This window comes from Streptomyces sp. NPDC030296 (assembly GCF_055572815.1).
Genome location: NZ_JBVICQ010000007.1, coordinates 337,795 through 361,902 on the forward strand (window position 1 = coordinate 337,795; position 24,108 = coordinate 361,902).

A 24,108-nucleotide genomic window follows, 5' to 3' on the forward strand; every position below is an offset into this window, starting at 1 on the left:
CACCCGAGCCCCGAGCTTCTAACACCATCTACCGGCGCGCTGCGCCGGCCTTCTGTATCCGCAGGGTCCGTCCGGAGGGACGGGGCTGCGGGGATCGCGAATGCGTGACCGGGGACCACCTTCCAATCCGGGGTCTGCGGCGTCCCGGGCGGACGTCTTCCTCGCCCGGGCGGATCCTGATGGCGTCTGCTCCTTACCTTCGATGATGCGGTCGTACTTCCTGGATGACGCGGTACTGCTGGACCTGCGTGCACGGCAGTTCATGTCTGCCGTGCCCTTTTCGACTTCCGGGTTACAGGAAAAACGGTAGCTCGCCCACCGGGCAATGTCTACTGCGGCCGCTATAGATTTTCTCGCGGATGATCGGTGTGGATTTCTGTCGTACGTGTGTCCGAGGTGGGCTGCTGGGTGCCGAGCGGTGACGGCACACTCGTTCGAGCGAATGGCTCCGGGTTCCCCGTGTGCGCTTCCGGTCTACGCTGCGAGCGCGCGCTGAGCGAAGGAGGTCTGTCATGGCGACGGCGGAGCCGATCATCATGCCGGGGTACCAGGGCGAGGCCATCTACGGTCCGTACGACGACCCTGACGGCGACAGCGACGCGGACAGCGGTGTGCCCGACTACACGGGCGCGAGCGTCGAGCAGGTCTTCGAGCTCTTCAGTGCGACGGCTCCCAAGGGCTGGCGCGTGGAGCTGATCGAAGGAGAGATCTGCGTGACGCCTCCGGCGAACGGGGAGCACGAGGAGATCGTGTCCGAACTTGCTGACCAGGTCACCGAGCGGCGGGGTGACCGGTCCCTGCGCAACTACACCGGCATCGGCCTCGCCGTGCCCGGCGCCTCCAGTACCGGTCACCTCGTCCCCGACCTGGTCATCGCCCCGAAGGGCAGTTTCAGCGACAAGGAGGAGTGGCACGACCCCTCCCCGGTCCTCCTCGTCGCCGAGGTCACCTCCGACAGCACCGCCGAGCGCGACCGGGAGAAGAAGATCCATGGCTACGCCCGTGCCGGGAGCCCTCTCTACCTGCTGATCGACCGGGAGACCGGCGAGGCGGTCGTCCACTCCGAGCCCTCGGCGAACGAGTACGCCAAGAGCTCCCGGTGCAAGCTCGGGCTGACCGTGTCCCTCCCCGCGCCCCTCGGGTTCGAGCTGGACACGGCGGAGTTCTGAGGGGCCTGAGGGCGCCCTTCGGCCCCGTACCCCCTCCGGCTCAGCGCGGGACGGCGCCGGCCAGGGCCATCAGGGCCGCCACCGCCAGCAGCGCGGCGACCAGGGGGCGGGTGTGGCGGGTGAGGAGTTCTCGGAACACGGCGACCTCGCAGCGGCTGCGGCGAACGGCGGGGGAGTCGAGGGGCTGAACGCGTGGTCGAACGCGTACAGTGCGTCGCTCAAGGTAAGGCTTTGGCCTACCAACGGCAAGAGACCGGTGCCCAGTTGAGATAAAGCGGCCGGCGTAAGCGGGCTTACTGGCATGCTTACGTCATGGCAGGTATGGCCGAGCGTGACGACCCCGAGGTCATAGGGCGCAGAGTGCAGCAACTGCGGACGGAACGCGGCCTCACACAACGGCAGTTGGCGGAGCCCGCGTACACCCCCGCGTACATCTCCACCCTGGAGTCCGGGCGCGTCCGCGCCTCGGAACCCGCCCTGCGGCATATCGCCGAGCGGCTCGGCATCGGATACGAGGAACTGGCCACCGGACGGCCCGCCGGCTTCGCCACCGCCCTGCGGCTGCGGCTCACCGGCGCGCAGCGCACCCTCGCCACCGGCGCCACCGAGGCCGCCGCCGAGGACTTCGAGTCCGTGCTCGCCGAGGCCGACGAACACGGTCTCCTCGCGGAACAGGCCGACTCCCTGCTGGGCCTCGGCGAATGCGCCCTGGAGACCGGCGACCTGGAGACCGCCCGGCTCCGCTTCGAACAGGCCGAGCAGCGGCTCGGCGACGCCCCGCTGCCCGCCCGCGTCCCCGCCCTGCGCGGCCGGGCCGTCGCCCACTACCTCGCCGGTGAACTCCGCTACTCCTGCTACCTCTTCGAGTCCACCCTCGACGAGCTCAACCGCAACGGCCTGCACGACCCCGACGCCCTGCTCCTCCTCTACACCGGCGTCATCGCCCCCTACATGGACATGGGCGCCCACGCCCGCGCCGCCCAGGCCGCCGAGCTGGCCCTCGCTCTCGCCCCGCGGTCCGGCGACCCGGCCCTCGTCGCCCGGATGCACCGGTCCGTCGCCCGCACGATGATCGCCGAGGGGCGCGTCGCCGAGGCCGACGCCTCGCTCGCCAAGGCCTCCGAGCTGTACCGGCAGCTCCAGATCCGCACCGAGCTGGCCAACTGCCACTGGATGCGTGGCTACCTCCACGCCCAGAACGGCGACTACGACCGCGCCGAGGCCGAGCTGCGCGAGGCCCGCCGCATGCTCACCGACAAGCGCGCCACCCTCTACACCAGCCAGGTCGCCGTCGAACTCGCCGACGTCCTGCACCGCCGCGGCAAGTCCGACGAGGCCGCCGAACTGCTCCAGGAAGTCCTCGCCGACCTCCACTACGAACGCGGCGCCCTGCACTCCGCCGCCGCCCACCGTCTCCTCGGCATCATCGCCGAGGACACCCGTGACACGGAGGCCGCCGAGGAGCACTACGTGCGCGCCCTGAGCCTGCTGGAGCGGGCCGGAGCGGCGGGCGACCTCGCTGACCTGTGCCGGCTGCTCGGCGACCTCCTGCGTCGTACCGGCCGGGTCGAGGCCGCCCTCGACGCCTACCGCACCGGCCTCGGGCACCGCACGGCCCCCGGCACCACCACCCTCGGCCCCGCCCCCGCGCAGCCTCCTCTGTAATGGGGCCGGGGCGCCCGCGCCGGTCCGCTCAGCTCCCGAAATCCATCTCCGCGATCACCTCGTCGTCGGCGTCGTAGACGGTGACCTTGTGCACCGGGTCCTCGAAGTCCAGGGAGCGGGCCGTCTCCTCCGGCACCTTCACCAGGCCGTACCAGACGCCCCAGCTGGTGTTGCCCCGCAGCCGCAGGACCGTGCCGTTGATCGCGGTGCCGTCGTAGGCCCTGATCTCGACGCGGGCGGCGGCGGTGCGGACTCCGTAGAAGAGGCCCGAGACGAGGTAGCCGCCGGCGGCCGTGCCGGAGCCCTGCAGGGAGATACCGGGCTCGGAGGTGTCGAGGTTGCCGTCGAGGACGCTGCGGAACTCCTCCATCGGCGTCACACCCGGCTCCGGTTCCGGGGTGACCCAGTGCTTGCCCTCCCGCGTGAGCCAGAACTCCGAGCCGTCCTCGGCGGTCACCCGCTCACCCGGTGCCAGGACCCGTACCTTCCCGGCGGGCGGCTCGGACGGGGTGGCCGAGGGCGGGGTGGCCGAGGACGGGGTGGCCGAGGACGGGGTGGCCGAGGACGGGGCCGGTGAGGACCGGGTCGCGGCGGGGGCCGACGCCGGCGGCGCCATCGGCCGGACGGACTCCGCGGGGCCGTCGGGGCGGAAGGCCAGCACGAGGAGCGGGAGCAGCAGCAGGCCGCAGCCGGTGCTCAGCGCGGCGGCCCGGCGGCGCAGCAGCCGTCGGCGGCCGTCGCGGCGGATGGCCTCCAACGGCACCGGCGGCGGGGCGACGTCGTGCGCGGCCTCGGCGAACACCTCGCGCAGCCGCCGCCCGGTCTCCGAGGCGGCGGCGTCGTCGCCGTCGGCTCCGGCACCGGCCTCGGCACCGGCTCCGGTCGGGTCGTCGGTCCCGGCGGTCGGGTGATTCATGGGCGGGCTCCGGGGACGGGCGAGCGGGGTGACGGGGGGAACGGGGAGGCGACGGCCCGGCCGCCCTCTACGGGGGCGACCGCGGACCGGCCGCCTTCGGCGGGGGCGGCGGCGCTTCGGCCGCCGCCCGCGGCGGAGGCGGCGGTCGACCGGCCGCCCCCCGCGGTTCCGGTGGTCCGGGGCGCGTGTCCGCCGCTCTCGCTCTCCTCGGCGTCCTCGGCCGGCGCGGTGGTGAACTCCGGGTGGGCGCGCAGTGCCGCCAGGCCGCGGCGGACATGCGTCTTGACCGTGCCGAGGGAGCAGCCGAGCAGCTGGGCGATCTCCGTCTCGCTGAGATCCTCCCAGAACCGCAGCACCAGCACGGACCGCTGCCGTGCCGACAGCGCCGCCAACGCCTGGTCCAGCGCCGCCCGTTGGGCCACCGACTCGGCGTGCCCGGCCTGCCGCTCGTGCACCCGCTCGGGCAGGAACGGGGTCAGCAGATGGGCCACGCGTCTCTTGCGCACCCGGCTGATGTTGTTGTTGACCAGGGAGCGCCGTACGTAGAAGTCGATGTCGTCGCGGGGGATGCGCCGCCAGCGGGCGTACACCTTGGCCAGCGTGGTCTGCACGAGATCCTCGGCCTCGTGGAAGTCACCGGTCAGCATGTGCGCGGTGCGCACCAGACGCGGCCAGGCGGCGGTGGCGTACGCGGCGAAGTCGCCGTCCTCGGGCGATCCGGGTGTCTCGTGCGGCACGGACGACGGTCCTCGGGGTCGGGAACGTGGGGGAGCGCGCCGTGCGGGCGGGGAGTGGTCAGGTCCCGCGCCCGCACGGTCACATGGGTGTCGGCGGCCCCGGCGGGGCGCCGGGTCAGACCCCCGGGATCCGGAGCTGGGAGTAGACCCGGCCCTTGGTGTCGTAGACGGTGACGCCGCGCAGGAACTCCTCGCCGTCGTCGTCGGCGGGCAGCGGGGTGGTGGCGTACCAGACGCCCCAGCCCGGCTTCCCGGCCAGCTCGATCAGCTTGCCGTGGACCGTGCCCTCGCTCGTCCTCACCAGGACCCGCGAGGCGGTGCCCTTGCCGCCGTAGTAGATCCCGGAGAGGTAGTAGACGCCCTCGTGGCCGCCCGCCTGCAGCGAGACGCCGGGCCGGCTCAGGTCGATGTTGCCGTCGACGACGCTGCGGAACTGCGGGAAGTCGGGCAGGTCGGGCTCCACCCAGTGCTTGCCCTCCGCGGTGAGCCACAGCTCGAAGCCGGGCGCGGCCACGACGTGCTCACCGGGCTTGACGATCTTCGGCGTGGGCGCCTTCCGCGCGGCGGCGGCCGCCTCGGCCGCGACCGACGTACCGTGCGCCGTCTCCCCCCGCGAGACGGCGTACGACAGCGTCGGCGCCCCCGCCAGCAGCGTGGTCAGCGCTGCGACGGTGACGTACTTGTGCATCCGTGCCATGGACATGAACGGACAACCCCCAGAGATGTGCCTTGCGGCTGTGTTGTTCTGACACCCCGTAAACCCTGGTGCCGCGCGGGTCGGATGACACGCGGGACGAAAAAATTTCCGAACGGGTTTCCGGCGGTGCTTCAGTGGTGCGCCGCGACGCCCAGGGCCGCGGGCAACCGGCTCGGCCCTTCGTCCCGCACCCCCTCCCCGCTGCTCGAACAGCCCGCGAGCAGCAAGGCGCCCAGCGCGCCGGCGGCGAGCGTACGGGCGAGACGTCGGCGGATCCGTGCGGCTCCCGAGGTCATGGGCCCCCCTGTGATGAGTCCTGGGTGTGTTTCGATGTCGGGCGTACGTGGCGTACGTCCGGGACCTGTACGCACGAGGGGGGCGACCGGGTTGCACAGCGGCCCGACGGATTTGTCGATGACGGCGGGGACATGACCGAGGAAGAGTTCGACGCGTTCTACGCCACCGCGTTCCCCCGGCTGACCGGCCAGCTCTTCGCCTTCACCGGGGACCACGGCGAGGCGCAGGACGTCGTGCAGGAGGCGTTCGTCCGGGCCTGGGACCGGCGGCGGGAGTTCCTCGCGGACGGGGCGCCCGAGGCGTGGATACGGACGGTGGCGATGCGGCTCGCGGTGAGCCGGTGGCGGCGGGCGCGCCGCTGGCTGGAGCTGATGCGCCGCGATCCGCCCCCCGAGCACGCGCCCGGCCCCGAGCCGGAACGTGCGGTACTGGTGGACGCGTTGCGCAGACTGCCGGAGGCGCAGCGCATGGCGGTCGTCCTGCACCATCTGTGCGATTTGAGTGTCGAGCAGGTAGCCTCCGAGACCGGTGCGCCCGTGGGCACCGTCAAGGCCAGGCTGTCCCGCGGCCGGGCGGCACTGGCACGCGAACTGGCCCCCGGCGAGGGCGAGAAGGAGCACGGCCGTGTCCGATGAACTCACCCGCCGCCTGCGGGAGTTGGCGGAAGCCGCCGAGGCGCCGCCGCGCCTGCCCGGCGCCGGGATCCGCGCCGCCGCCGGACGCCGCAGGCACCGCCGCCGGACGACCGCGTTCCTCGCCGGGGGCTGCGCCGCCGCGACCCTGGCCGCCGTCCTCACGGTGCACGTCACCGGCGAGGGCACCGGCCACGGCGCCGAACAGCGCTCCTCCCCGCTCGCGAGCCCCGGCCCCGACCGGTCCTCCGCCCGGGACGTCCCCTACGTCACCGTCGACCTGTCCCGCCAGGTCCTCGCCATCGAGGGGCGTGAACTCCCCGTCTCGCTCGACACCACCGGGACGCCGACACCGACGGGCCTGATGACCGTCACCGGGAAGGAGACCGTCAGGCTGGTCTCCGGGGAGACGGAGGCGTCCGCAGGCACCCAGTCGGTGCGCCTGCGCTGGGTCCTCGAACTGGTCCCGCTGGACCGGACGGACACCGCGCCCGGCGAGAAGCCGAAGCCCGGAACGGGGGCCCACATCGCCTCAGCCCTCACCGACGAGAAGGCCGCCCCCCGCGACCGCGACACCACCGCGGGCTGGATCACCCTGCGCCCCACCGACGCGGCCTGGCTCTACGAACAACTGCCGGAAGGCGCGGTGGTCGAGATCATCGCCCGGTCGACACCGGCGACACCGGCGACACAGACGACCCCGAAGGCGACCCCGACGACCGCGAAAGTGACCCCGACCGCGACACCCTGACCCGGCGCCCCGTCCGACCGGGGAACGCGAAGAGGGGTGTGCCGGGCGCACGAGGCGCCGGCACACCCCCCGACGGGGACGATGGTCAGAACTTGCCGTAGCGGCCGGTCAGGTCCGCCTCGGGGCAGGCCACCGAGCCGATCAGGCACGCCGTGCCCGCGTGCTTGCGGGTGTACACCTTGGTGACCTTGCCACCGTCGTAGATGTAGATGAAGTGGTTCGGGAACAGGCGGTGCTTGCCGGAGCGGATGGCCCAGTTGCCGCTCTTGGTCATGTTGATGGTGAACGCGCCGGACGCCGCGCCCTTCACCCCGCCGAGACCCTTGCAGAACGGGTTGGTGGCGTGGACGTTCATCCGGATGTCCACGGAGTTTCCGCTGCCGCCCAGCTTCTTCGCGTAGACGTTCTTGGCGCTGGCGGTCTTCTTCGCGACGAACTTGCTCGTCTTCTTCACATAGACCGTGGTGGGGCGGATGTGCTTGTTGGCCACCACCTTCTTGTCGCGCCAGGTGATGGTGGCGTGCAGCGCGAAGCGGTACTTGCTGGACTTCCAGTTGAAGTCGCTGTGGTCGTCGCCGCCGAACTTGAAGTTCCGGCCGTAGTCACAGCCGCCCAGCGGCGCGTCCACGTACTTCTGGGGGATGAAGCCCACCCAGCTCAGCGTGGTCGTCGAGGCGGCCGCCGCGGCGGAGGCCCGCTCGGCCGCGGCCTCCCGCATCCCCGTCAGCGACGAGGACTTGGGCACGGCCACCTTCACGCCGTACAGCCGGGAGCCCTTCGCGCCGCCCTTCGGCAGGATCGGGATGATCTGGTACGTGTACTCGGCACCCGCCCGGACCGCCGTGTCGCGGAAGGAGGTCACGCCCGCGCCCAGGGTCGCGATGTCCTTGCCGTCACGGGCGACGACATAGCGGGCGCCGTCGGCGTAGCCCTTCCAGGACAGCTCCACGAAGCCCTTGCCGGCCGCCGCGGTGACACCCTGACGGGCCATCGAGGAGTCGACGACCGCCGTCTCGCCCGCCGCGGACTTCAGCACACCGAAGCCCTGCTCCTTCAGCTTCCTGCCCTGCGCGGAGTCCGCGGCGAAACCGGAGACGTCCTTCAGACCGGTGTCGGCCTTCGCGGACAGCGCGGACGCGGAGAACGCCGCGGCGGCGGCCGGCCGCGCGCCCGCCGTGTGCTGCCCACCGAGCGCGTTCGCCTGGTAGGCGCCCGCGACGAGAGTGAGCGGAGCCACGGACAGAGCCGTGGCCTTCGCCAACCGGGAAAGCTGCATGCGTTTCTTCTCCTTCGTCCACTGCGATGACGCCGGCGCCCGTGGGAGGGACAGCCTTCGGTGTCTCGTGTCAGGCGCCTGTCATGACCCTAGGTAGGCGAGGTGACGGTGCGTAAGTGACTCCTGGGGCAGTGCACTTGAGGGCACTGCCCCGAAGGACAAGGCGCCGCGCCGCGGACACCGCCGTCCGGTGCCCCTCACCCGTACGTCCCCCCTCCGCTGGTGGACCGGACCGGGCGGTGCTGCGGTAGAGCCAAACGCCGTGTTCCCGAAAGGCTCCCCATGCGCCGTCGTACGCGTCCTCGTACGTCTCGTCGTACGCCCCGTGCGTGCCGTGTCCTCCTCCCCTTCCTGGGCGCCGGGCTGCTCCTCGGCACGGCGACGGCCTGTGTGGCCGACCGGAACCCGCCCCCGCGCGGCTTCCCCGAGGCCGCCGTCGACGAGGCCACGCTCCCCGCCTCCGCCTCCCCGAGCGCCCGGCCCACCGCCCCCGTCCTCACCGACGCCCGCGCCCGCAGCGCGCTGCTCCGCCAGGGCGACCTCGGCGGCGCCTGGTCCGGCACCCGGGGCGCGGCGACCTGGCGGGACGGCCTCCTCAAGGGCCGCACCGACCCCGCCGAGTGCCAGGAGCTCCTCGACGCCTTCTACGCCGAGGACCTGCTCGGCACACCCCACGGCGGCCGTGCCGTCACCGGCTTCGACGACGAGGAATACGGCTCCCAGCTGCGCTACCAGGTGGGCGCCTACGACAAGGCCCAGATCGACGAGCGGCTCGACCACTTCCGCGGCCTCGCCGGCGAGTGCCGCGAGTTCACCGTCACCGGGTTCGGGGACCGCGAGTACGCCGCCGAGGTCACCCTCGTCGACCTGCCCCGCGGCATCGGTGACGCCCGGCAGGGGCTGCGGCTGGTCGTCCGCGGCGACGTCGGCGGCGAGGAGGGCGCCCTCACCCTCGACCTCGCCGCGGTCCGCGTCGGCGACACCGCCGTCCTCCTCACGCACGGCGGCCTCTACGGCATCGACGGCGCCGCCACCCGCGAGGCCGCCCGCGCCGGCGCCGAGCGGCTCCAGCAGGTCCTCGCCGAGAAGAAGACGAAGGAGGGTGAGCCTGAGAAGGGCGAGACCGAGAAGGGTGAGCCGAAGAAGGGCGAGAAGGGGACGGGGGCGCCGGAGCGGGACGAGGAGGAGACCGGCCGGGAGGGTTCCGGCGAGCGCGGCGAGTCCCCGGACGAGTCCACCGGGACGGCCCGGGACGGCGCCACCGACGACACCGACGGCTCCGCTGAGGAGGCCACCGGGGACGGCGACACCGGTTCCGGCGACTCGGGCGAAGCCGACGAGTCGGGCGACTCCGGTGACTCGGGCGACTCCTCGTATGAGTACCGGGACGAGGCCCGGGCTACTTCTCCTTCAGGATCGGCGTGACGGCGTTCCGCACGTCGTCCGTGGTCACGGGGGTCTGGGTCGCCCCGGCGATCCGGCCCTCGCGGTCGATGTAGAGGGTGAAGGGGAGGATCTGCGGGTTCACCAGGCCGCGCGGCAGCTTCAGGAACTGCCTGCCGCCCGGGTCGTGCAGACTCGGGTAGGACAGCCCCAGCTCCTTCTGGAAGGCGAGGGCGTTCTTCCGGCCCGCGTCGTAGCTCACCCCCAGCACCCGCACGCCCTGCTCCCTCAGCTCCCGCTGCGCCTTGTCCAGCGCCGGCGACTCGGCACGGCAGGGACCGCACCAGGTGGCCCAGGCGTTCACCACGACGACGTCGCCCCGGTAGTCGGACAGGCGGATCGGGCGGCCGTCGACGGTGGTGCCGGAGAAGTCCGGCGCGTCCTCGCGCTGGGCCGCCGGGACGCGCCTGAGCACGGACCCCTCCGACCGGTCGGACTGCCCGGCCCCTGCCTCGTCGGTCCGGAGCGTCTTCGTCGTCGTACAGCCGGAGAGCACGACACCGGCCGCGATCGCGGCCACGACCGCCCGCGAGATCCTCTTCGTCGCCACCTGCGTCCCTACTCCCTGCCCCGGCTCCGCCGACCGGCCTGACCCGCCCTCCACCCTAGAACCCCCCTCGACGGGGCTCGGCGGAAGGGGCCGGGGCGGCGGCCGCCGCCGGGTGTCCGTTCGCTACGGGGTGTCCGCGAGGGACAGGCACTCGCCGCTCTGCTCGATCGGCTTCACGATGCCGGACAGGCCGACCAGGACCGCGTCGGTGGCGGCCCGGTCGGCGGCCACCTGGACCTCGACGGCGGGCTCCCGGCCGTAGGTGATCAACAGCTGCCGGCCCTCGCGCCGCTCGTCCGCGCGCCACACCCAGTCCACGCCGTCCACCTGGGTGCACGGGTCGGCGGTGGGCGCGGGCCGCGGGAACCCGCAGCGCACGACGATCGACCCGTCGCCCCACACGGCGGCGCCCTTCGTGTCGGTGTCCGCCCGGTCCAGCCCGGCCAGCCGGTCCGGGTACTGCGCGCTGACCCGGGCGCACGCGGGATCCCCGGCGCGGGGGGCGGCGGCGAAGCTGTAGGTCGGCTCGCTGAGTACCCGCACCGTGACCGTGGCGGCGATGACGAGCGCCACGGCGCCGGTGGCCAGGAGAGCGATACGGGTACGGCGGAGCATGACGCGATCGTACGGCGGGCGGCCGCGGGCCCTTCCGGCGGGCCGGGTCAGTCGTGGTGACACGTTGCACCTTGGGGCAGTGCCCCAAGAGCCAATACCTCTCCCACCAGCGGGAATCTAGGCTCATGGTGATCCGAGTACGCGATTGCGAAGGGGACGTGGTCCTGGTGAAGAACGGGGCGAAGGGCCTGGTGCTCGCGGGTGTCGCGGGTGCGCTGCTGGCGGGCGGGGCGATTCCGGCATCGGCGGCCTCCACGGCGGCGCAGGACACCATTCCGAAGGGCTACGGCAACGTGCGCCTGGAGAAGGTGTGGGGCAAGAGCGGCATGTGCCTGTCGATGGACAACGCCAAGGGCAACGGGGCCGTGCTGAAGCTGCGCGGCTGTTCGAGGACGGCGACCACCCAGCGGTGGGACCTCGTGTGGATCAACAACAACAAGCCGAACCAGACCCGGCTGTTCGTGATCAAGAACAAGCACTCGAAGAAGTGCCTGTCCGTGGCGTCGGCCGCCACGAACACCCAGGTCAAGCAGTCGAGCTGCAACAAGTCCAAGGGCCAGCAGTGGGCCCTCGGCGGCAGCAAGATCTACAGCAGGCTCGCCAACAAGGTGATCACCGCCGGCCGTGACGCGTCCGGCACGAAGATCACGATCACGCCGTCCGGCGACTCGGACGCCGCGCGCAAGAAGCAGGAGTGGGGTCTGTCCTGACCTCTCCCGCAGATCCCGCCCGAAGCGGCGGGGGACACGGCGAACGGCCTGCTCGCCCGAGGGGGTGAGCAGGCCGTTCGCCGCACCCGTCGTGCCGGGACCCCGACCGGCCCACGGGCCGGCGCGCGGGCACCCGGCCCGTGCGGGCGGGGCACCGGCTGAGAGACTCCTGTCGTCCCCCGCCGGCCGACCACGGCGGGGACCGCCGCCGGCCGACCTCCGGTGGCGACGGGGATCCGAGGAGCGCGCGCATGCTGACACCGTGGAGCCGAGCGGCCGGACACGCCGCCCTGGTCACCCTTCCCTCCTGGCTGTGGGGCGCGCTCGTGGTGCAGGTGGGCTCGGGTTTGTCCCTCTCCGACCTCGGGATCGGGATGATCTCCGGGGGAGGGCTGATCTTCCCTCCCGTGGCCGTCGCCGTGCTGACCGTCGTACGGAAGGCGCTCCCCGCGCTCTCGCGCTGGCGCACCGCGACCATCGACGTCTCGGTCTACGCGTTCCTGGTGCTGGTGTGCGCGGTGCTGGGCGGGGTGTGGGGCGGGAGCGGTCTCGCGGAGTCGGTCGACTGGGCCTTCGTGATGATGACCGTCGCCCTGCTGGACCTTCAGTTCGTGATGGCGATGGGCCTGAGCGCCTGGGGCTACGACCGCCTCGTGCCGACGGCGCCCTCCGGCCGGGTGATCCGGACCTGAGTGGGGGCCCGCCCTTCGGCGAGCCCCCACCCACAGATCAGCTCCGCGTGCCGGACCCCGGTCCGGGTCTGGCCGCGACAGGTATGGCTTCGGACATGCGACGCATATTCACATTCACCCCGTAAGTCGTTTCCGTTGCTGTTGAGTTGATTGATCTCTCCCGCTGTGGAGAGTCAAAATTTCCACAAGTGAACGTCAAATCCACGCCGTGCAACGCCCTTGGGGATGTGTGGTCGAGGGCGCTGGGCCGGTCGCGGCCGACGCTCAGACCGCGGATGCCCCGACGAGTCGGGACGACAGCGGCGCGGCCGAGCCGCACGCGCACCGGGGGTCGGCGCACAGCAGCTCATGGGCGAGGACGGAGAGCACCGCGACCTGAAGCCGGGTCTCCTGCTGCAGTTTCTCCACTATTCGGGCGACATGCGCTTTCACCGTCCGCTCGGCGATGCCGAGTTCACGGGCGAGTTGACGGTTGCCCAGGCCCGTCCCCAGCAGAAGCAGGACTTCCTTCTCCCGGTCCGTCAGCGTCTTGAGCCTGCTGATGTCCCGAACCGGATCGGCTCCCGTGCGCCGGTAGGCGCACGCGGTGTCTCCTACGTCAGACCTCTTGGTCATGGGTCTGTCCTTCCCGATGCCGCTTTTCCCGACAGAGCCCCGTGCCCCGGGTGCGGCGGCGATCTCCCTCCAACTTAGCGTCCGCTACTGACAAGAAGAACCCTGTAATGACACGGCCACGTCACAGTGGGGGGATCCCACAAGGTCACTGCCCGAAGGGACAATTTTGGCCAACTCCGCTGGTCCCTAAGCTCCTTGTCACGCACCACCCAACGGCACACCATCAACGGGGAGATCACTGTGCACAGCCGCTTCACCACGCGCCGCCTCACCGCCGCAGCCGTCGCGGGAGCCGCCGCCGTCGCCGTGCTGGCGCCGGCCGCGTCCGCCGCCGAGTCCGGCCCGCGGCAGGGCGTACAGACGGTCGCCGACCAGGCCGCCGGGAAGCTGCCGGCGAAGCTGACGGTCGGCAGCTACACCGCCTACCTCAAGGCCCAGAAGACGCCCGAGGCCAAGAGCACCCTCAAGAGCTTCTCCGCGCTGCCGGCCGCCAAGAAGGCCAAGTTCGTCGGGTACCTCCAGGACGGCAAGATCTACGCGTCCCTCTTCAAGCAGCTCAATGGCCCCCTCAACATCCCGGTGACCAACGTCACCTCGTACAACGCGGACGTCAAGTTCGTCCACAACGTGTCCTCGAAGGGCGGCCTCAAGGGCGGTCACATGGTGACCTACAGCGCGACCGAGAAGATCTTCAACATCCCGGTCACCACCGAGAGGCTGACCCTCCGCTACAACGTGGTCAAGGGCAAGGTCCAGCGCCACGCCCGCGCCCAGGCCCAGGTCACCAACGTCAACGCCGCGTACGCGATCAAGGGCGCCGCGGTCAAGGTCGCCGTCAAGGGCATCGCCCGCGCCGACATCACGTGGAAGGCCACGCCGCGCGTCCAGGCCGTCGGCAAGGCCGTCGCCAAGGACCAGGCCGTCACCGGTCACACCAAGACCTGGACCGCCCAGCTGATCCACGGCTGACGTCCGGTCTCCCTCACTCTCCCGGGGGAAGTGGCTCCCATCCTTCCCCCGGGAGCCCCACCCTCCGGGACGCGCACGGCACCCTCAGGCCCCTGGTCAGGGCCGATCCCATCCGAGGGTGCCGTGTCGCGCGCCCGGGCGCTCCGCGCACTTCTTCCCGCCACCACACTGCTCGCGTTCGGCGTCGAGGCGGACGAGCAGGCCCGTGCCCCGGGAGGCGTTCTTCGGGGTGAGGGCGTACGGACCGGTGACCGGCTCGGCCGGCAGGACGTAGCCCTCGGGGACACCGGTCTCCACCAGGTAGTACGTGCCGGCGGGCAGCGACCCGAACGAGCAGCGTCCGGTGCTCGACGTGGCGCAGTCGCCGACGAGCCGGTCCCCGCCGGGTCCGTGCCGCTGGAGTCCGGGCGTCCCGTTGCTGTCCTCCCACAGGCCGAGCACCGCGCCGGCCAGCGGCCGCCGCGTCTCCGCGTCGGCCTTCGCGAGCGTCAGCCGCAGCGCCTTGGTGAGACCGGCGTCGACCGTGTGGTTCACATAGCCGGGGTCACCGACGTACACCGTGCTCGCGCCGGACGGGTCGACGTCCGAGTCGACGAGCCGGTGGGACCCGGCCTCCCGCGCCGTCCATGTCAGCTCGGCGGCGCCCGGCCGCCCCGGCAGCCGGCTCGTATCGACGCCGCGGTGATCGAAGGAGACCCGGTAGGTGGTGTCGGGCCGCAGACCCTGCGCCGTACCGACGTAGTACTCCCCGTCGGTGTCCGTGGTCGTGGTGAGGCTCGGCCCGGACGACGTCGGGTCGAACGTGACCCGCACGTCCGGCACCGGTGGCTCGGACGGGTTCTGGACGCCGTCGCCGTCGGTGTCGAACCAGACGCGGTCGCCGATCTGCACGGGCGCCCCGCGGCGGCCCTCCGGCCCCGGCTCGGTGTGCTCCCGGCGGTGGACGCCGGGCGCCCAGAAGCCGGTGGTGTACGTGGTGTCGCGGGCGTCGGAGACGTCGACGAACCCGAGGGGGCTCCGGATGACGTCCGGGCCGTCACCGTGGCCCGCGAGGGCCGGGCGGAGGTTGGCGAGGTCGGGGTTGTGGGCCTGGACGCGGTACCGGCCGCCCCGCAACGGGGACCCCGCCGGACGGAACGAGGCGGTCCCGTCGGCGCCCGTCGTCCTGGTCAGCACGGTGCCGCGGTCGTCGGTCAGCGTGACCCGCACACCCGGCATGCCCTTCTCCGCCGGCCGGTCGTACAACCCGTCGGCGTCGACCTCCTCGACGACCCGCACGATCACCGTGCCGTCACCACGCGCCGGACCACCGGCCGTCGCGGCACCCGCCGTCGTTCCGGAGGCCGGGACGATCACCAGGGCCGCTGCTACGGCGAGCACCAGGCCAGCACAGCGTCGCCGTTCCCGTTCTGGTCCCCGTGTTCTTCGCCGCACCACGTCTCGCATTCGCCGCTGCCCGCCCGTTCCTGGTCCGCGCCGAGGCGACGGAGCCCGGTGCCCGGCGTCGGCTCTGCATTCATACGAAGCGCGGAGAGCCGCTAATCAGGCTGAACGGGGCACTGGCCCCGGCCGGGCGTACGCGACCCGCGCGGGAGCGGACGACAGGGCAGCGCCCTCGCGTCCCGGTTCACCCGTCCGCCCCGGCGGCGACACCCCCACCCGGAGTACGGCACGGGCGCGACCCTCACCCCGGCGGGTCCGCCAGGGACTGCTCCGCCCAGATGACCTTGCCGTCGGGGAGGAAACGGGTGCCCCAGCGCTGCGTGAACTGGGCGATGAGGAACAGGCCGCGGCCGCCCTCGTCGGTGGTGCGCGGGTGCCGCAGATGGGGCGCGGTCGCCCCGCCGTCGAACACCTCGCAGATCAGGGTGCGTTCGAGGATGAGACGGAGCCGGATGGGCCCGGCGGCATGCCGGATGGCGTTGGTGACGAGTTCACTGACCACGAGTTCGGTGGTGAACGCCAGCTCGTCCAGACCCCACACGCCCAGCTGCCGGGCCGTGGTCTTGCGGGCCTCCGCGACCAGCGCCGGGTCGGCGGGGATCTCCCAGGAGGCGACCCGGTGGCCGGGCAGCCGCCGGGTGCGGGCGAGGAGGAGGGCCACGTCGTCGGTGGGGCGGGCCGGGGCGAGCGCGTCGAGGACGCGCTGCGCGCACCGGTCGAGGGACGGCTCGGGCCGGGCGAGGGCACGGCACAACGCGTCCGGGGTGGCCTCGGCGAGGAGGCCGTCGGTGTGCAGCGCGATGACGGTGCCCTCGGGGAGCTCCAGCTCCACGGCCTCGAAGGGCTGCCCGTCGACGCCGAGGGGCGGGCCCTCGGGCAGCGCGGGGCGGGTGACCGTGCCGTCGGGGGCGACCAGGGTGGGGGCCGGATGGCCGGCGGTGGCCATGGCGCAGGTGCCGGACACCGGGTCGTGGACGACGTACAGACAGCGCGCCCCGACCGTCTCGACGCTGCCCCCGCCGTCCTCGCCCTCCTGCCGGGCCGACTTGGCGACCATGTCGTCCAGGTGGGCGAGCACCTCGTCCGGCGGCAGATCGAGGTCGGCGAGGGTGCGGACGGCCGTACGGAGGCGGCCCATGGCGGCGGCGCCGTCGATGCCGTGGCCCGCGACCTCGCCGACGACGAGGGCGAGGCGGGCGCCGGAGAGCGGGATGACGTCGTACCAGTCGCCGCCGACGCCGGTGAGTTCGTCGGCGGGCCGGTAGCGGACGGCGACCTCGGCGGCGTCCTGGTCGGGCAGTCGGCGCGGCAGCAGGCTGCGCTGGAGGACGAGCGCGGCGTCCCGCTCCCGCGTGTAGCGGCGGGCGTTGTCGACGCAGACCGCGGCACGGCCGACGATCTCCTCGGCGAGGCCCAGGTCGACGGCGTCGAAGGGGTCCTGGCGGTCGCGGCGGAAGAACGTGGTGATGCCGAGGGTGATGCCGCGGGCCCGGATCGGCACGATCATCACGCTGTGCAGGCCCAGTGCGTCGGCGGGCAGCTCCCGGCCGCCGGGGACGGCCTTCGCCCACCCCGCCGACGTCGGGTCCAGGCTCGGCTCCGACCACGACCGTCCGCTGACCAGCGCGCGCACGGGGGGTGAGCCGGCCGCGTACGAGGCGACGGCGCCGATCTCCACGACGGCCTCCGGCACTCCGGGGCGCACGGACTGCTGCCCGGTGCGGCGCAGCGGGACGGAGCCGTCGCCGAGCGGGCCGGGCTCGGCGCCGCGCAGCACGGAGTCCAGGAGGTCCACGGTGACGAAGTCGGCGAGCGCCGGGACGACGACGTCGGCCAGCTCCTGGGTGGTCCGGCGGACGTCGAGGGTGCGGCCGATGTGCTCACCGGCCCGGTCCAGCAGGGCGAGGCGGGTGCGGGCGCGGTGGCGGTCCGACACGTCCATCACGGTGTAGTAGACGCCGATGGGGCGACCGTGGTCGTCCTCCAGGCGGGTGAACGACATCGCGTGCGCGGTCTCGCGGTACGGGGCGGACCTGACCCGGCCGACGTGCTCGTAGTCGAGCACGGGTACGCCGGTCTCCAGGACCTTGCGCATCTGGGCCTCGATGCGGTCCGCGTCCAGCCCCGGCTGCACCTCGGCTAGCCGCAGCCCCACCCGCTCGTACGCCCGGCCGCCGCCGAACCGCTCCAGCGCGGCGTTGGACCACACGAACCGCAGGTCCGTGTCCACGATCGCGATCCCGACCGGCGACCGCGCGGTCATCCGCTCCAACACGGTCCGACTCATGTCCCACCCGGGCGCCTCGGTGGCGTCGGACACGAGAGCGATCCAGTGCGCGTGCCGGAGGGGGTCGAGGGCGTCGGCGGGAGGTTGGGTGGGGGAGGGCGTGTGTGGGGTACCGGGCAAGGGCTGGGCAGCCGGGCGCGGGTACCCGGGGGAGGGGCTCGCGGGTGCGAAGCCGGTGCCGTGGGTGGGCGACGCGGTCGGGGGCGTGGGCCGTGGAGTGGGGTTCGTCGGCGGGTGGGGCGGTTCCGCCGGACGGGGTGCGGCCTGGGCGGGTCGCGGCCCCGGTCGGGGCGTGGTCTCCCACGACCGTCCGGCTTCGGCTTGCGGCGACGAGGACGGAGGACCGAACAGGCCTCCCCCAGCACCGGTCGGGCGCGGCGTGCCCGAGGGAGCGGGCCGCACGGGAACCGCAGCCGGCCGCCATCCCTCGCCACTGACGGCCAGTCCCCCGCCGCCGACGTCTCCACCCCCACCGCTGACGCCCCGTCCCCCGGCGGTCTCACCCGTCGGGGCCTCGCAGGCCGGGACCACGCGGACCATCACTCGGATGTCGTGGCCGTCCCGGTGGCGGGCGGTGAGGATGCCGGACCAGCCGCCGCGGGCGCGGTGCGTGTCGGCCAGGTGGGCGATGCGGGCGCCGTCCTCGGGGTTCAGGAGCGTACGGACGCTGCGGCCCAGGATCTCGGCGGCCGGGTACCCGAAGAGCCGCTCGGCGTCCCGGGTCCAGCTCGTCACGATCCCGTCCGCGTCGATGAGCAGCGGCGCGGCGTCGGCCACGTCGAAGCGCTGACGGGTGACTGCACTGTCCCTGTCGGTCCCCACGGCGACCCTCTCTGTCGCTGAGACGCCCTCTGAACCCATTATTCACCTTGTGTGATCGCGAACAGGCCAACTTGTGACGGCCTGATTCACCCGGCGCCGCACCACGGCGCGCGGACATCTGCGGCACAGGCGCCCGCCCGCGACCCGCACGGTGCCGGATCGGGCGGGAACGGGACGAAGCCGTACGCGCGAACGCCACCGAGCCGAGGGCGTGTCCGCCCCCGCCCCTGCCGACCGTGCGGCCGTACGCCGGTGATGCGCTCCCGTACGCCCCCTGCGCTCCCGCGTGTCGGGCCGACCGCCCCCTCCGCGAGAGGGGGGTGGAGGGGGCGGTCGGCCCAGTTCAGGGTCGCGGCGCGGGCGTCAGCAGTCGCGGAACTCCGGCGACTGGTTGAGGATCTGCGACCGCAGCGACGTGAACTTCGTGTACGTCGCCCCGCCGCGCGCCTCCGCCGGGAACACCGCCACCCGGTGGCAGTTCTGGAAGGCGAGCGCCACCCCGAAGTGCCGCTCCAGGCTGCCCCTGATCGCGTCGCTGGACAGCGCCCGCAGCAGCTGCCCGCGCTCCTTCTCCGACGGCGGGGCTGTCCGGTTGTCGGCGAACTCCGCGCTGCCCGCGCGCAGTTCGCCGACGAGGGAGGCGATCAGGTCGTACGCGTACGGCAGCGACGTACGCACCGTCTCCACGAACTCCTCCTCCCGTACCTCGCCCTTCTCGGCGTCGGCGAGCAACTGCGGGGAAACGTCGAGCGACATGGGTGTTCCTGTTCTGTGGATGTGCCGGGGGAGGGAGGAGAGGCAAAGGCAGAGGGAGGGGGGCGCCGGGCGCCTGGATCGGTCAGGTGAGTGCCGTGGGCGGCGTCAGGGCCTCCGGGCCGTGGCGGAACTCCGGGTCCACCTGGGTCGAGAGGTCGTGGCGGGTCGCCGCGTTCGCCCAGGCCGCCGCGTTGCGGAGGTGGAACTCGACGGCGTGCCGCTGGAAGGTGGCCCAGTCCTTCGTGCGGGCGTCGACGGCGGCCTTGAGCGCGTCGAGGGTCCGCCGGTTGTGGGACTCCAACTCGCCGTGCTCGCGGCCCTGTTCCTGCGCGCGGACGTAGGAGGACTGCACGCAGTGCGCGAGCAGGTCGTCGCCGACGTGCTCCTTGAGGAAGAGGAGGTCGTCCTCGCCGGTGACCTTGTTGCCGACGACGGCGACCGGGATGCCGAACTCGGCGGCGTGCTCCCGGTACTGCCGGTACACCGACACGCTCTTCCGGGTCGGCTCCACGACCAGGAACGTCATATCGAACCGGGTGAACAGCCCGGAGGCGAAGGCGTCCGCGCCGGCGGTCATGTCGACGACGACGTACTCGCCGGGGCCGTCGACGAGGTGGTTCAGGTACAGCTCCACCGCGCCGAGCTTTGAGTGGTAGCAGGCGACACCGAGGTCGCTCTCGTCGAAGGCGCCGGTGACCATCAGCGGGACACCGCCGACCTCGCGGACGTGCGTGCCGTGGACCTCGTCGTCGCCGAGCAGCCGCAGCAGACGCGAACCCCGGCCGGGCGGCGTCGTCTTGACCATGGCCTCGCGGGAGACGATCCGCGGGTTGACGCCGCGCAGGTGGTCCTTGATCTCACCGGTGCGGGAGCTGAGCGGCGGGGCGCCGAACGTCTCGTCCTCGTCGAGGCCGAGCGCGTGCGCCAGATGCTGGTTGATGTCCCCGTCGATCGCCACGAGCGGGGCGCCGCTCCGGGCGAGATGGCGGGCGAAGAGCGCGGACAGCGTCGTCTTGCCGCTGCCGCCCTTCCCTACGAAGGCGACACGCACGGACCACCACCCCGTTCGGCGGCGCCCGCGACGAACACGGCACCGCAAATGAAAATGGATGTCATGAACGTAGAGTCGGGAGCGGGTCGGGCGATGTCAAATCCCGCCACGCCGCTCCCCCCTCGGGCGGCGCCCGTTGGTGAAGACTTTGCGCGCCGGTGGGCAGTCGGAGGTGGGTTCATGGGGAGCCCGTGGCACCTCCGGAGCGCGGGATTCCCCATGTGTCCCGAATGTGTGGCCTCCGTGCGCACATCTCCGCAGCGAGCCCAAGTGACCTCCCTTTTACCGAGGTTGACAGCCCCTACTCGGTGGTAAACGATGTGCTCACTCTGCGGCTCATGAGACCAGTGGGCCCGGTGTCTCTTCGACGACCTCACACCCCGGCGCGGCCCCCGGTGACCCCGGTGCTGCCCTGTGCCGTCGTGCGCCCGCCGCCGTGCGCCCGGGGTCTCGCACCGCCAAGCTCGAGAATGGGATCTGCATGTCCATAGCGAGACGTGTCACCATGCGCCGCCTGATCGGCACGGGCGCAGCCGCCCTCGCCCTGACCGCCGCCGCCTCCGGCTCCGCCTGGGCCACCGGCCCCGGCGGCGACGGCTGGGGCGAGAAGAGCTACGCCCCCGGCCAGGGCGCGGGCACGGCCACCGAGACCGACCGCTGCGAGTTCTCCCTGGACGGCGTGAAGTTCGCCGACTGGGTCAAGCTCGACGACCAGAACCTCAAGCCCACCGAGGACGGCAAGGTCCACATCACGGTCCGCGCCGCCGCCGACGCCACGACCTGCACGGTCTCCCTGGCCTCCTACCTCGCCCACGGCCCGACCTTCGCCACCTCCGGCGAGCAGGTCTTCGTCGACTTCGACACCGTCACGGTGAAGCGGGGCGGCACGGACACCCTGGACATCGCGGTCCCGGACGCGGGCTGCTACGCCCAGATCGACCTCTACCGCGGCAAGGTGAAGTTCGACGGCAAGCTGGACGCGGCCGACGGCTTCGAGCACGGCGACCTCCCCAAGGGCCCCGACCGTCCGGTCATCAAGGACAAGCTGATCGCGGCCTGGAACGGCGGTACGAAGTACTGCGAGCCCACCGAGGAGCCCCCGGCGGAGGAGAAGCCCCCGGCCGACGAGAAGCCGCCCACGGACGAGAAGCCGCCGACGGACGAGAAGCCGCCGACGGACGAGAAGCCGCCGACGGACGAGAAGCCCCCGGCGGACGACAACCCGTCGCCCTCCGAGTCCCCGAAGACCCCGGCGGACACCCCCGACTCCACCCCCAGCCCCAACGGCGGCTCCGGCGACCTCGCCGAGACCGGTGGCGGCAACGCGATCCCGCTCGCGCTCGGCGCGGCCGGCCTGGTCGCGGCGGGCGGTGTCATCTTCGTGGTGACCCGCCGCAAGTCGGCGGGCCGCACGGGCGCCTGAGCCCCGGCCCGCCGACGGGCCACCGCGGTCCGCGGTCATCCGTGACCGGTGACGTCCGACGGCGCGTCCGGCCCCTTCCATCCGGAGGGGGCCGGACGCGCCGCGTTCAGCGCACGTCGACGTAGTCGCCGCCCGCCTTGGCGGTGGAGGTCGTGCCGGTGCCGGTGAAGGTCCAGCGCACCGGCACGACAGACGCACCGACGGAGGGCCCCAGCCGTGCAGCACGACCGAGGACCGGGTCCCGTGACCCACGCGGCGCCACGCGCGCGTGCGGGCGCGACGGCGTCCCCCGAGGCGCGTCCCGCCCGGCCGGCGCGTGTGCCGCGACCGCTCGCGGCGCAGCTGCTCACCTTCGCCGTGATCGGCGTGCTCAACACGGCCACGTACTACGGCCTCTACCTGATCCTCCTGACCGTCGTCCCCTATCTGGCCGCCCACCTGGTCGCCTTCGCGCTCAGCATGACGGGCTCCTTCTTCCTCAACGCCCGGTTCACCTACCGCACCCGCCCGACGCTCCGGAAGTTCCTGCTGTTCCCGCTGGGCAACGTCACGAACCTCCTGATCACCACCGCGGGCGTCTATGTCGTCGTCGACGTGCTCCACCAGGGCCATCGCCTCGCCCCGCTCCTCGTGTCCGGGGTGGCGGTCCCGGTGACGTTCCTCGTCTCCCGCACCATCATGTCGCCGGGCCCGCGCTGAGCGTTCCGGCGCCCTCGTACGTACGGAAGGGGAGCCCACGCGGCAGGAAGCAGACCGGTACCAAGCACGCGGAACGGAGTACGGCACGTGGTGAGGAAGCTGACGCGCGGAGTCACGCTGGCGGCCGGCCTGGCGGTGCTGCCCCTGGTGGCGGGGTGCGGCGGCGGTGACGGGGGCGGGTCCGCCAAGAAGGCGGCGGACGACGCCGGCCGGGTGGCCGAGGTGGTGGCCCCCGCCAAGGTCGAGGTGCTCGCCTCGCTCACCGGCTGCGAGGTCAAGATCCGCACCGAGGCGGAGGAGCTCCGCGAGGGTGTCTGCCAGACCAAGGCCGGCGACTACCTCATCACCACGTTCCCCAAGGAGGAACTCCTCCAGGTCTGGCTGGACTCCGCCGCCATCTACGGCGGCAAGAAGCTGGTCGGCCCGCGCTGGGCCATCTCCGCGAAGGAGGAGGTGCTGGAGCCGCTGCGGAAGAAGGTCGGCGGCACCGTCCAGGACCTGAGCACCTACGGCAGGACGGGCGGCCCGGGTCCGAGCGCGTCGTGACTCCGGCTCACCTGCCGTCCCGTCCCGGCCCGTCCGACGGCCGGTAGTCGCTGATCTCGTACACCGCCTCGTCGTCGATCGCGTCCTCGTCCCAGTCCAGGGAGATGCGCGTCGGCCGGCCGTCCGCCGCGTGGTCGACGTCCACCCGGTCGGCGTCCTCGCCCCTGGCCGCGTCCGCCTCCGCCAGCAGGTCCCCGATGGTCGGCATCCGGCCGTCCGCCTCCCGTGCCACGCGCCGTGAGTCCTCGTCGGCCCCGACGGCCCTCGTCACCTTCCCGTCCCGCACGGTCACCTCGAACGTCCCGAGCAGGGACCGCTCGCCCTCGCTCGACGTGAGCGTGTACGTGTAGGAGGCGGGCTCCCGCCATGTCGGCCGCGTGGACGCCGTCCCCGAGGACGACTCGTCCCCGCACGCCGCCACCACCCCCGACACCGCCACGGCCAGGACGGCCGCGACCGGCTTGCTGATACGCGTCTTCGACATGGAGAGCCCCCTTGGTGAGTCGTTCCCCCCTGTGACGGGCCGGCGACGGGAAACGTTCGCTCCGCCCCCGGCGCGCCGAACCTTTCGGCTGCTTCCTCCGTCCCAGTGGGGACAGCGGCCGCGCGGGCGGCCGCCCGGGGGTCGGAGGGACGTATGGACAGGCGGATGACGGCGCGCGTGGGTACGGCCGCGGCCGGTGCGGTGCTCGCGCTGGCGGCGTTGCAGGGGTCGGGCGCGGGGGCGCAGACCGTGGCGGACGTGTCGTCGTCGCCGACGACGGTGTGCCACGGCACCCGGCCGGAGGGAAGCCTCCCGGACCTCGGTTTCCCCGACGACACACCCCTGCAGCGCACGCTGAACCACGTGGACGAGATCGCCTACGGCCGCTACGCCGAGAAGTTCACCAGCATGGCGGTCGACGAGGAAGGCTCCAGCGCGGACGTCTACCGGATCCCCTCCGCGTCCTTCGACGCCGCCGTCTGCGGGATCGCCGAGAAGGGCGTCACCCTCCGGCTGCACGACACGGACATCGACGAGGAGGGCCTCACCGCCATCGTCGACCGGATCAGCGAGGACATGGGCCGCTGGGACGGCACCTTCCAGCTCCGCGAGGTCGGGCACGACGGGAGGGGACACGTCCTCATCGGCGTCGACGACCCCGAAACGGCCGAACCGATCCTGCGGGAGGCCTTCGGCGAGCGGATCGCCAAGTACCTCCGGGTGGAGTACACGCCCCAGGCGGAGCTGAAATGAGCGCGCCCGACCACCGGTTCGCGGGCCCCGCGAAGATCCGCTATGGTTGACCACGAGCCGCTCACCGGAACACCGGAAAAGCACTCAATGCGTTGGTCGTCTAAGGAAAG

The 24,108-nt window shown here is 72.6% G+C and carries 25 protein-coding genes; 12 read left to right on the top strand and 13 right to left on the bottom strand.

Annotated elements, in window-relative coordinates:
- The first annotated feature begins 512 nt into the window (after nt 1-512).
- Both ACZ4Z3_RS22140 and ACZ4Z3_RS22145 read left to right on the top strand, forming a co-directional pair.
- Nucleotides 513-1,169, top strand: coding sequence for a Uma2 family endonuclease (locus ACZ4Z3_RS22140; RefSeq protein ID WP_468502597.1), 657 nt, complete (start codon nt 513-515; stop codon nt 1,167-1,169).
- A gap of 321 nt (nt 1,170-1,490) precedes the next feature.
- Nucleotides 1,491-2,834, top strand: a complete 1,344-nt coding sequence (locus ACZ4Z3_RS22145; RefSeq protein WP_468502749.1) for a tetratricopeptide repeat protein — start codon at nt 1,491-1,493, stop codon at nt 2,832-2,834.
- 28 nt (nt 2,835-2,862) lie between these two features.
- Here the strand turns inward: ACZ4Z3_RS22145 and ACZ4Z3_RS22150 are convergent, their stop codons facing one another.
- The 4 genes from ACZ4Z3_RS22150 to ACZ4Z3_RS22165 all read right to left on the bottom strand — a co-directional run bounded on the left by ACZ4Z3_RS22150 (nt 2,863) and on the right by ACZ4Z3_RS22165 (nt 5,480).
- Nucleotides 2,863-3,750, bottom strand: a complete 888-nt coding sequence (locus ACZ4Z3_RS22150; RefSeq protein ID WP_468502598.1) for a hypothetical protein — start codon at nt 3,748-3,750, stop codon at nt 2,863-2,865.
- On the bottom strand, nt 3,747-4,487 hold the full coding sequence (locus ACZ4Z3_RS22155) for a SigE family RNA polymerase sigma factor (protein ID WP_468502599.1): 741 nt from the start codon (nt 4,485-4,487) through the stop codon (nt 3,747-3,749). The genes ACZ4Z3_RS22150 and ACZ4Z3_RS22155 overlap by 4 nt, the downstream gene beginning before the upstream one ends.
- A gap of 115 nt (nt 4,488-4,602) precedes the next feature.
- The gene (locus tag ACZ4Z3_RS22160; RefSeq protein WP_468502600.1) at nt 4,603-5,190 is read right to left on the bottom strand and encodes a hypothetical protein; all 588 of its coding nucleotides are present in this window, start codon (nt 5,188-5,190) and stop codon (nt 4,603-4,605) included.
- 125 nt (nt 5,191-5,315) lie between these two features.
- Complete coding sequence (locus ACZ4Z3_RS22165; protein WP_359702058.1) at nt 5,316-5,480, bottom strand: hypothetical protein; 165 nt, start codon at nt 5,478-5,480, stop codon at nt 5,316-5,318.
- Between the two features lie 132 nt (nt 5,481-5,612).
- Between ACZ4Z3_RS22165 and ACZ4Z3_RS22170 the strand changes: the two genes are divergently transcribed.
- Both ACZ4Z3_RS22170 and ACZ4Z3_RS22175 read left to right on the top strand, forming a co-directional pair.
- Nucleotides 5,613-6,116 (top strand): SigE family RNA polymerase sigma factor, encoded by a 504-nt coding sequence (locus ACZ4Z3_RS22170; RefSeq protein WP_055540895.1) that lies wholly within the window; start codon nt 5,613-5,615, stop codon nt 6,114-6,116.
- Nucleotides 6,106-6,864 carry a L,D-transpeptidase family protein gene (locus tag ACZ4Z3_RS22175; protein WP_468502601.1) on the top strand — a complete coding sequence of 253 codons (759 nt, stop codon included), beginning with the start codon at nt 6,106-6,108 and terminating at the stop codon, nt 6,862-6,864. Before ACZ4Z3_RS22170 ends, ACZ4Z3_RS22175 begins: the two co-directional genes overlap by 11 nt.
- An 85-nt stretch (nt 6,865-6,949) precedes the next feature.
- Here ACZ4Z3_RS22175 and ACZ4Z3_RS22180 read toward each other — a convergent pair whose 3' ends face one another.
- The gene (locus ACZ4Z3_RS22180) at nt 6,950-8,140 is read right to left on the bottom strand and encodes a hypothetical protein (protein WP_468502602.1); all 1,191 of its coding nucleotides are present in this window, start codon (nt 8,138-8,140) and stop codon (nt 6,950-6,952) included.
- A 282-nt stretch (nt 8,141-8,422) separates the two neighbouring features.
- On the opposite strand from ACZ4Z3_RS22180, the gene ACZ4Z3_RS22185 reads away from it, so the two are divergent.
- Nucleotides 8,423-9,565 carry a hypothetical protein gene (locus ACZ4Z3_RS22185; protein ID WP_468502603.1) on the top strand — a complete coding sequence of 381 codons (1,143 nt, stop codon included), beginning with the start codon at nt 8,423-8,425 and terminating at the stop codon, nt 9,563-9,565.
- Here the strand turns inward: ACZ4Z3_RS22185 and ACZ4Z3_RS22190 are convergent.
- Both ACZ4Z3_RS22190 and ACZ4Z3_RS22195 read right to left on the bottom strand, forming a co-directional pair.
- Complete coding sequence (locus ACZ4Z3_RS22190) at nt 9,540-10,133, bottom strand: TlpA family protein disulfide reductase (protein ID WP_468502604.1); 594 nt, start codon at nt 10,131-10,133, stop codon at nt 9,540-9,542. The two genes, ACZ4Z3_RS22185 and ACZ4Z3_RS22190, sit on opposite strands and share 26 nt — an antisense overlap.
- Nucleotides 10,134-10,256: 123 nt before the next feature.
- Nucleotides 10,257-10,748: a DUF3515 domain-containing protein gene (locus ACZ4Z3_RS22195; protein ID WP_468502605.1), complete on the bottom strand. Its 492-nt coding sequence runs from the start codon at nt 10,746-10,748 to the stop codon at nt 10,257-10,259.
- Nucleotides 10,749-10,873: 125 nt separating this feature from the next.
- Between ACZ4Z3_RS22195 and ACZ4Z3_RS22200 the strand changes: the two genes are divergently transcribed.
- A complete protein-coding gene (locus tag ACZ4Z3_RS22200; protein ID WP_468502606.1) occupies nt 10,874-11,458 on the top strand; it encodes an RICIN domain-containing protein in 585 nt (194 codons plus the stop codon).
- Between the two features lie 251 nt (nt 11,459-11,709).
- Entirely contained in the window at nt 11,710-12,150 is a 441-nt protein-coding gene (locus tag ACZ4Z3_RS22205; protein ID WP_468502607.1) for a hypothetical protein, read from the top strand.
- Between the two features lie 264 nt (nt 12,151-12,414).
- Here ACZ4Z3_RS22205 and ACZ4Z3_RS22210 read toward each other — a convergent pair whose 3' ends face one another.
- Nucleotides 12,415-12,765: a LuxR C-terminal-related transcriptional regulator gene (locus tag ACZ4Z3_RS22210; RefSeq protein WP_055520293.1), complete on the bottom strand. Its 351-nt coding sequence runs from the start codon at nt 12,763-12,765 to the stop codon at nt 12,415-12,417.
- Between the two features lie 195 nt (nt 12,766-12,960).
- On the opposite strand from ACZ4Z3_RS22210, the gene ACZ4Z3_RS22215 reads away from it, so the two are divergent.
- The gene (locus tag ACZ4Z3_RS22215; protein ID WP_468502608.1) at nt 12,961-13,734 is read left to right on the top strand and encodes a hypothetical protein; all 774 of its coding nucleotides are present in this window, start codon (nt 12,961-12,963) and stop codon (nt 13,732-13,734) included.
- Between the two features lie 96 nt (nt 13,735-13,830).
- Here ACZ4Z3_RS22215 and ACZ4Z3_RS22220 read toward each other — a convergent pair whose 3' ends face one another.
- From ACZ4Z3_RS22220 to ACZ4Z3_RS22235, 4 genes are all read right to left on the bottom strand, one after another.
- A complete protein-coding gene (locus ACZ4Z3_RS22220; RefSeq protein WP_468502609.1) occupies nt 13,831-15,114 on the bottom strand; it encodes an SdrD B-like domain-containing protein in 1,284 nt (427 codons plus the stop codon).
- A gap of 304 nt (nt 15,115-15,418) precedes the next feature.
- Nucleotides 15,419-18,286 (bottom strand): SpoIIE family protein phosphatase, encoded by a 2,868-nt coding sequence (locus tag ACZ4Z3_RS22225; RefSeq protein WP_468502610.1) that lies wholly within the window; start codon nt 18,284-18,286, stop codon nt 15,419-15,421.
- A gap of 363 nt (nt 18,287-18,649) precedes the next feature.
- A complete protein-coding gene (locus ACZ4Z3_RS22230; protein ID WP_468502611.1) occupies nt 18,650-19,042 on the bottom strand; it encodes an SCO5389 family protein in 393 nt (130 codons plus the stop codon).
- A gap of 82 nt (nt 19,043-19,124) precedes the next feature.
- Nucleotides 19,125-20,093 carry an ATP-binding protein gene (locus tag ACZ4Z3_RS22235; RefSeq protein ID WP_468502612.1) on the bottom strand — a complete coding sequence of 323 codons (969 nt, stop codon included), beginning with the start codon at nt 20,091-20,093 and terminating at the stop codon, nt 19,125-19,127.
- Nucleotides 20,094-20,574: 481 nt separating this feature from the next.
- On the opposite strand from ACZ4Z3_RS22235, the gene ACZ4Z3_RS22240 reads away from it, so the two are divergent.
- From ACZ4Z3_RS22240 to ACZ4Z3_RS22250, 3 genes are all read left to right on the top strand, one after another.
- Entirely contained in the window at nt 20,575-21,516 is a 942-nt protein-coding gene (locus ACZ4Z3_RS22240; RefSeq protein ID WP_468502613.1) for a hypothetical protein, read from the top strand.
- 318 nt (nt 21,517-21,834) lie between these two features.
- Nucleotides 21,835-22,215 (top strand): GtrA family protein, encoded by a 381-nt coding sequence (locus ACZ4Z3_RS22245; RefSeq protein WP_468502750.1) that lies wholly within the window; start codon nt 21,835-21,837, stop codon nt 22,213-22,215.
- 87 nt (nt 22,216-22,302) lie between these two features.
- Nucleotides 22,303-22,761, top strand: a complete 459-nt coding sequence (locus ACZ4Z3_RS22250) for a hypothetical protein (protein WP_468502614.1) — start codon at nt 22,303-22,305, stop codon at nt 22,759-22,761.
- Nucleotides 22,762-22,768: 7 nt separating this feature from the next.
- On the opposite strand, the gene ACZ4Z3_RS22255 is transcribed toward ACZ4Z3_RS22250, so the two are convergent.
- The gene (locus ACZ4Z3_RS22255; RefSeq protein WP_468502615.1) at nt 22,769-23,245 is read right to left on the bottom strand and encodes a DUF6174 domain-containing protein; all 477 of its coding nucleotides are present in this window, start codon (nt 23,243-23,245) and stop codon (nt 22,769-22,771) included.
- A 165-nt stretch (nt 23,246-23,410) separates the two neighbouring features.
- Between ACZ4Z3_RS22255 and ACZ4Z3_RS22260 the strand changes: the two genes are divergently transcribed.
- Nucleotides 23,411-23,998, top strand: a complete 588-nt coding sequence (locus ACZ4Z3_RS22260; RefSeq protein ID WP_468502616.1) for a hypothetical protein — start codon at nt 23,411-23,413, stop codon at nt 23,996-23,998.
- Nucleotides 23,999-24,108: the final 110 nt, after the last annotated feature.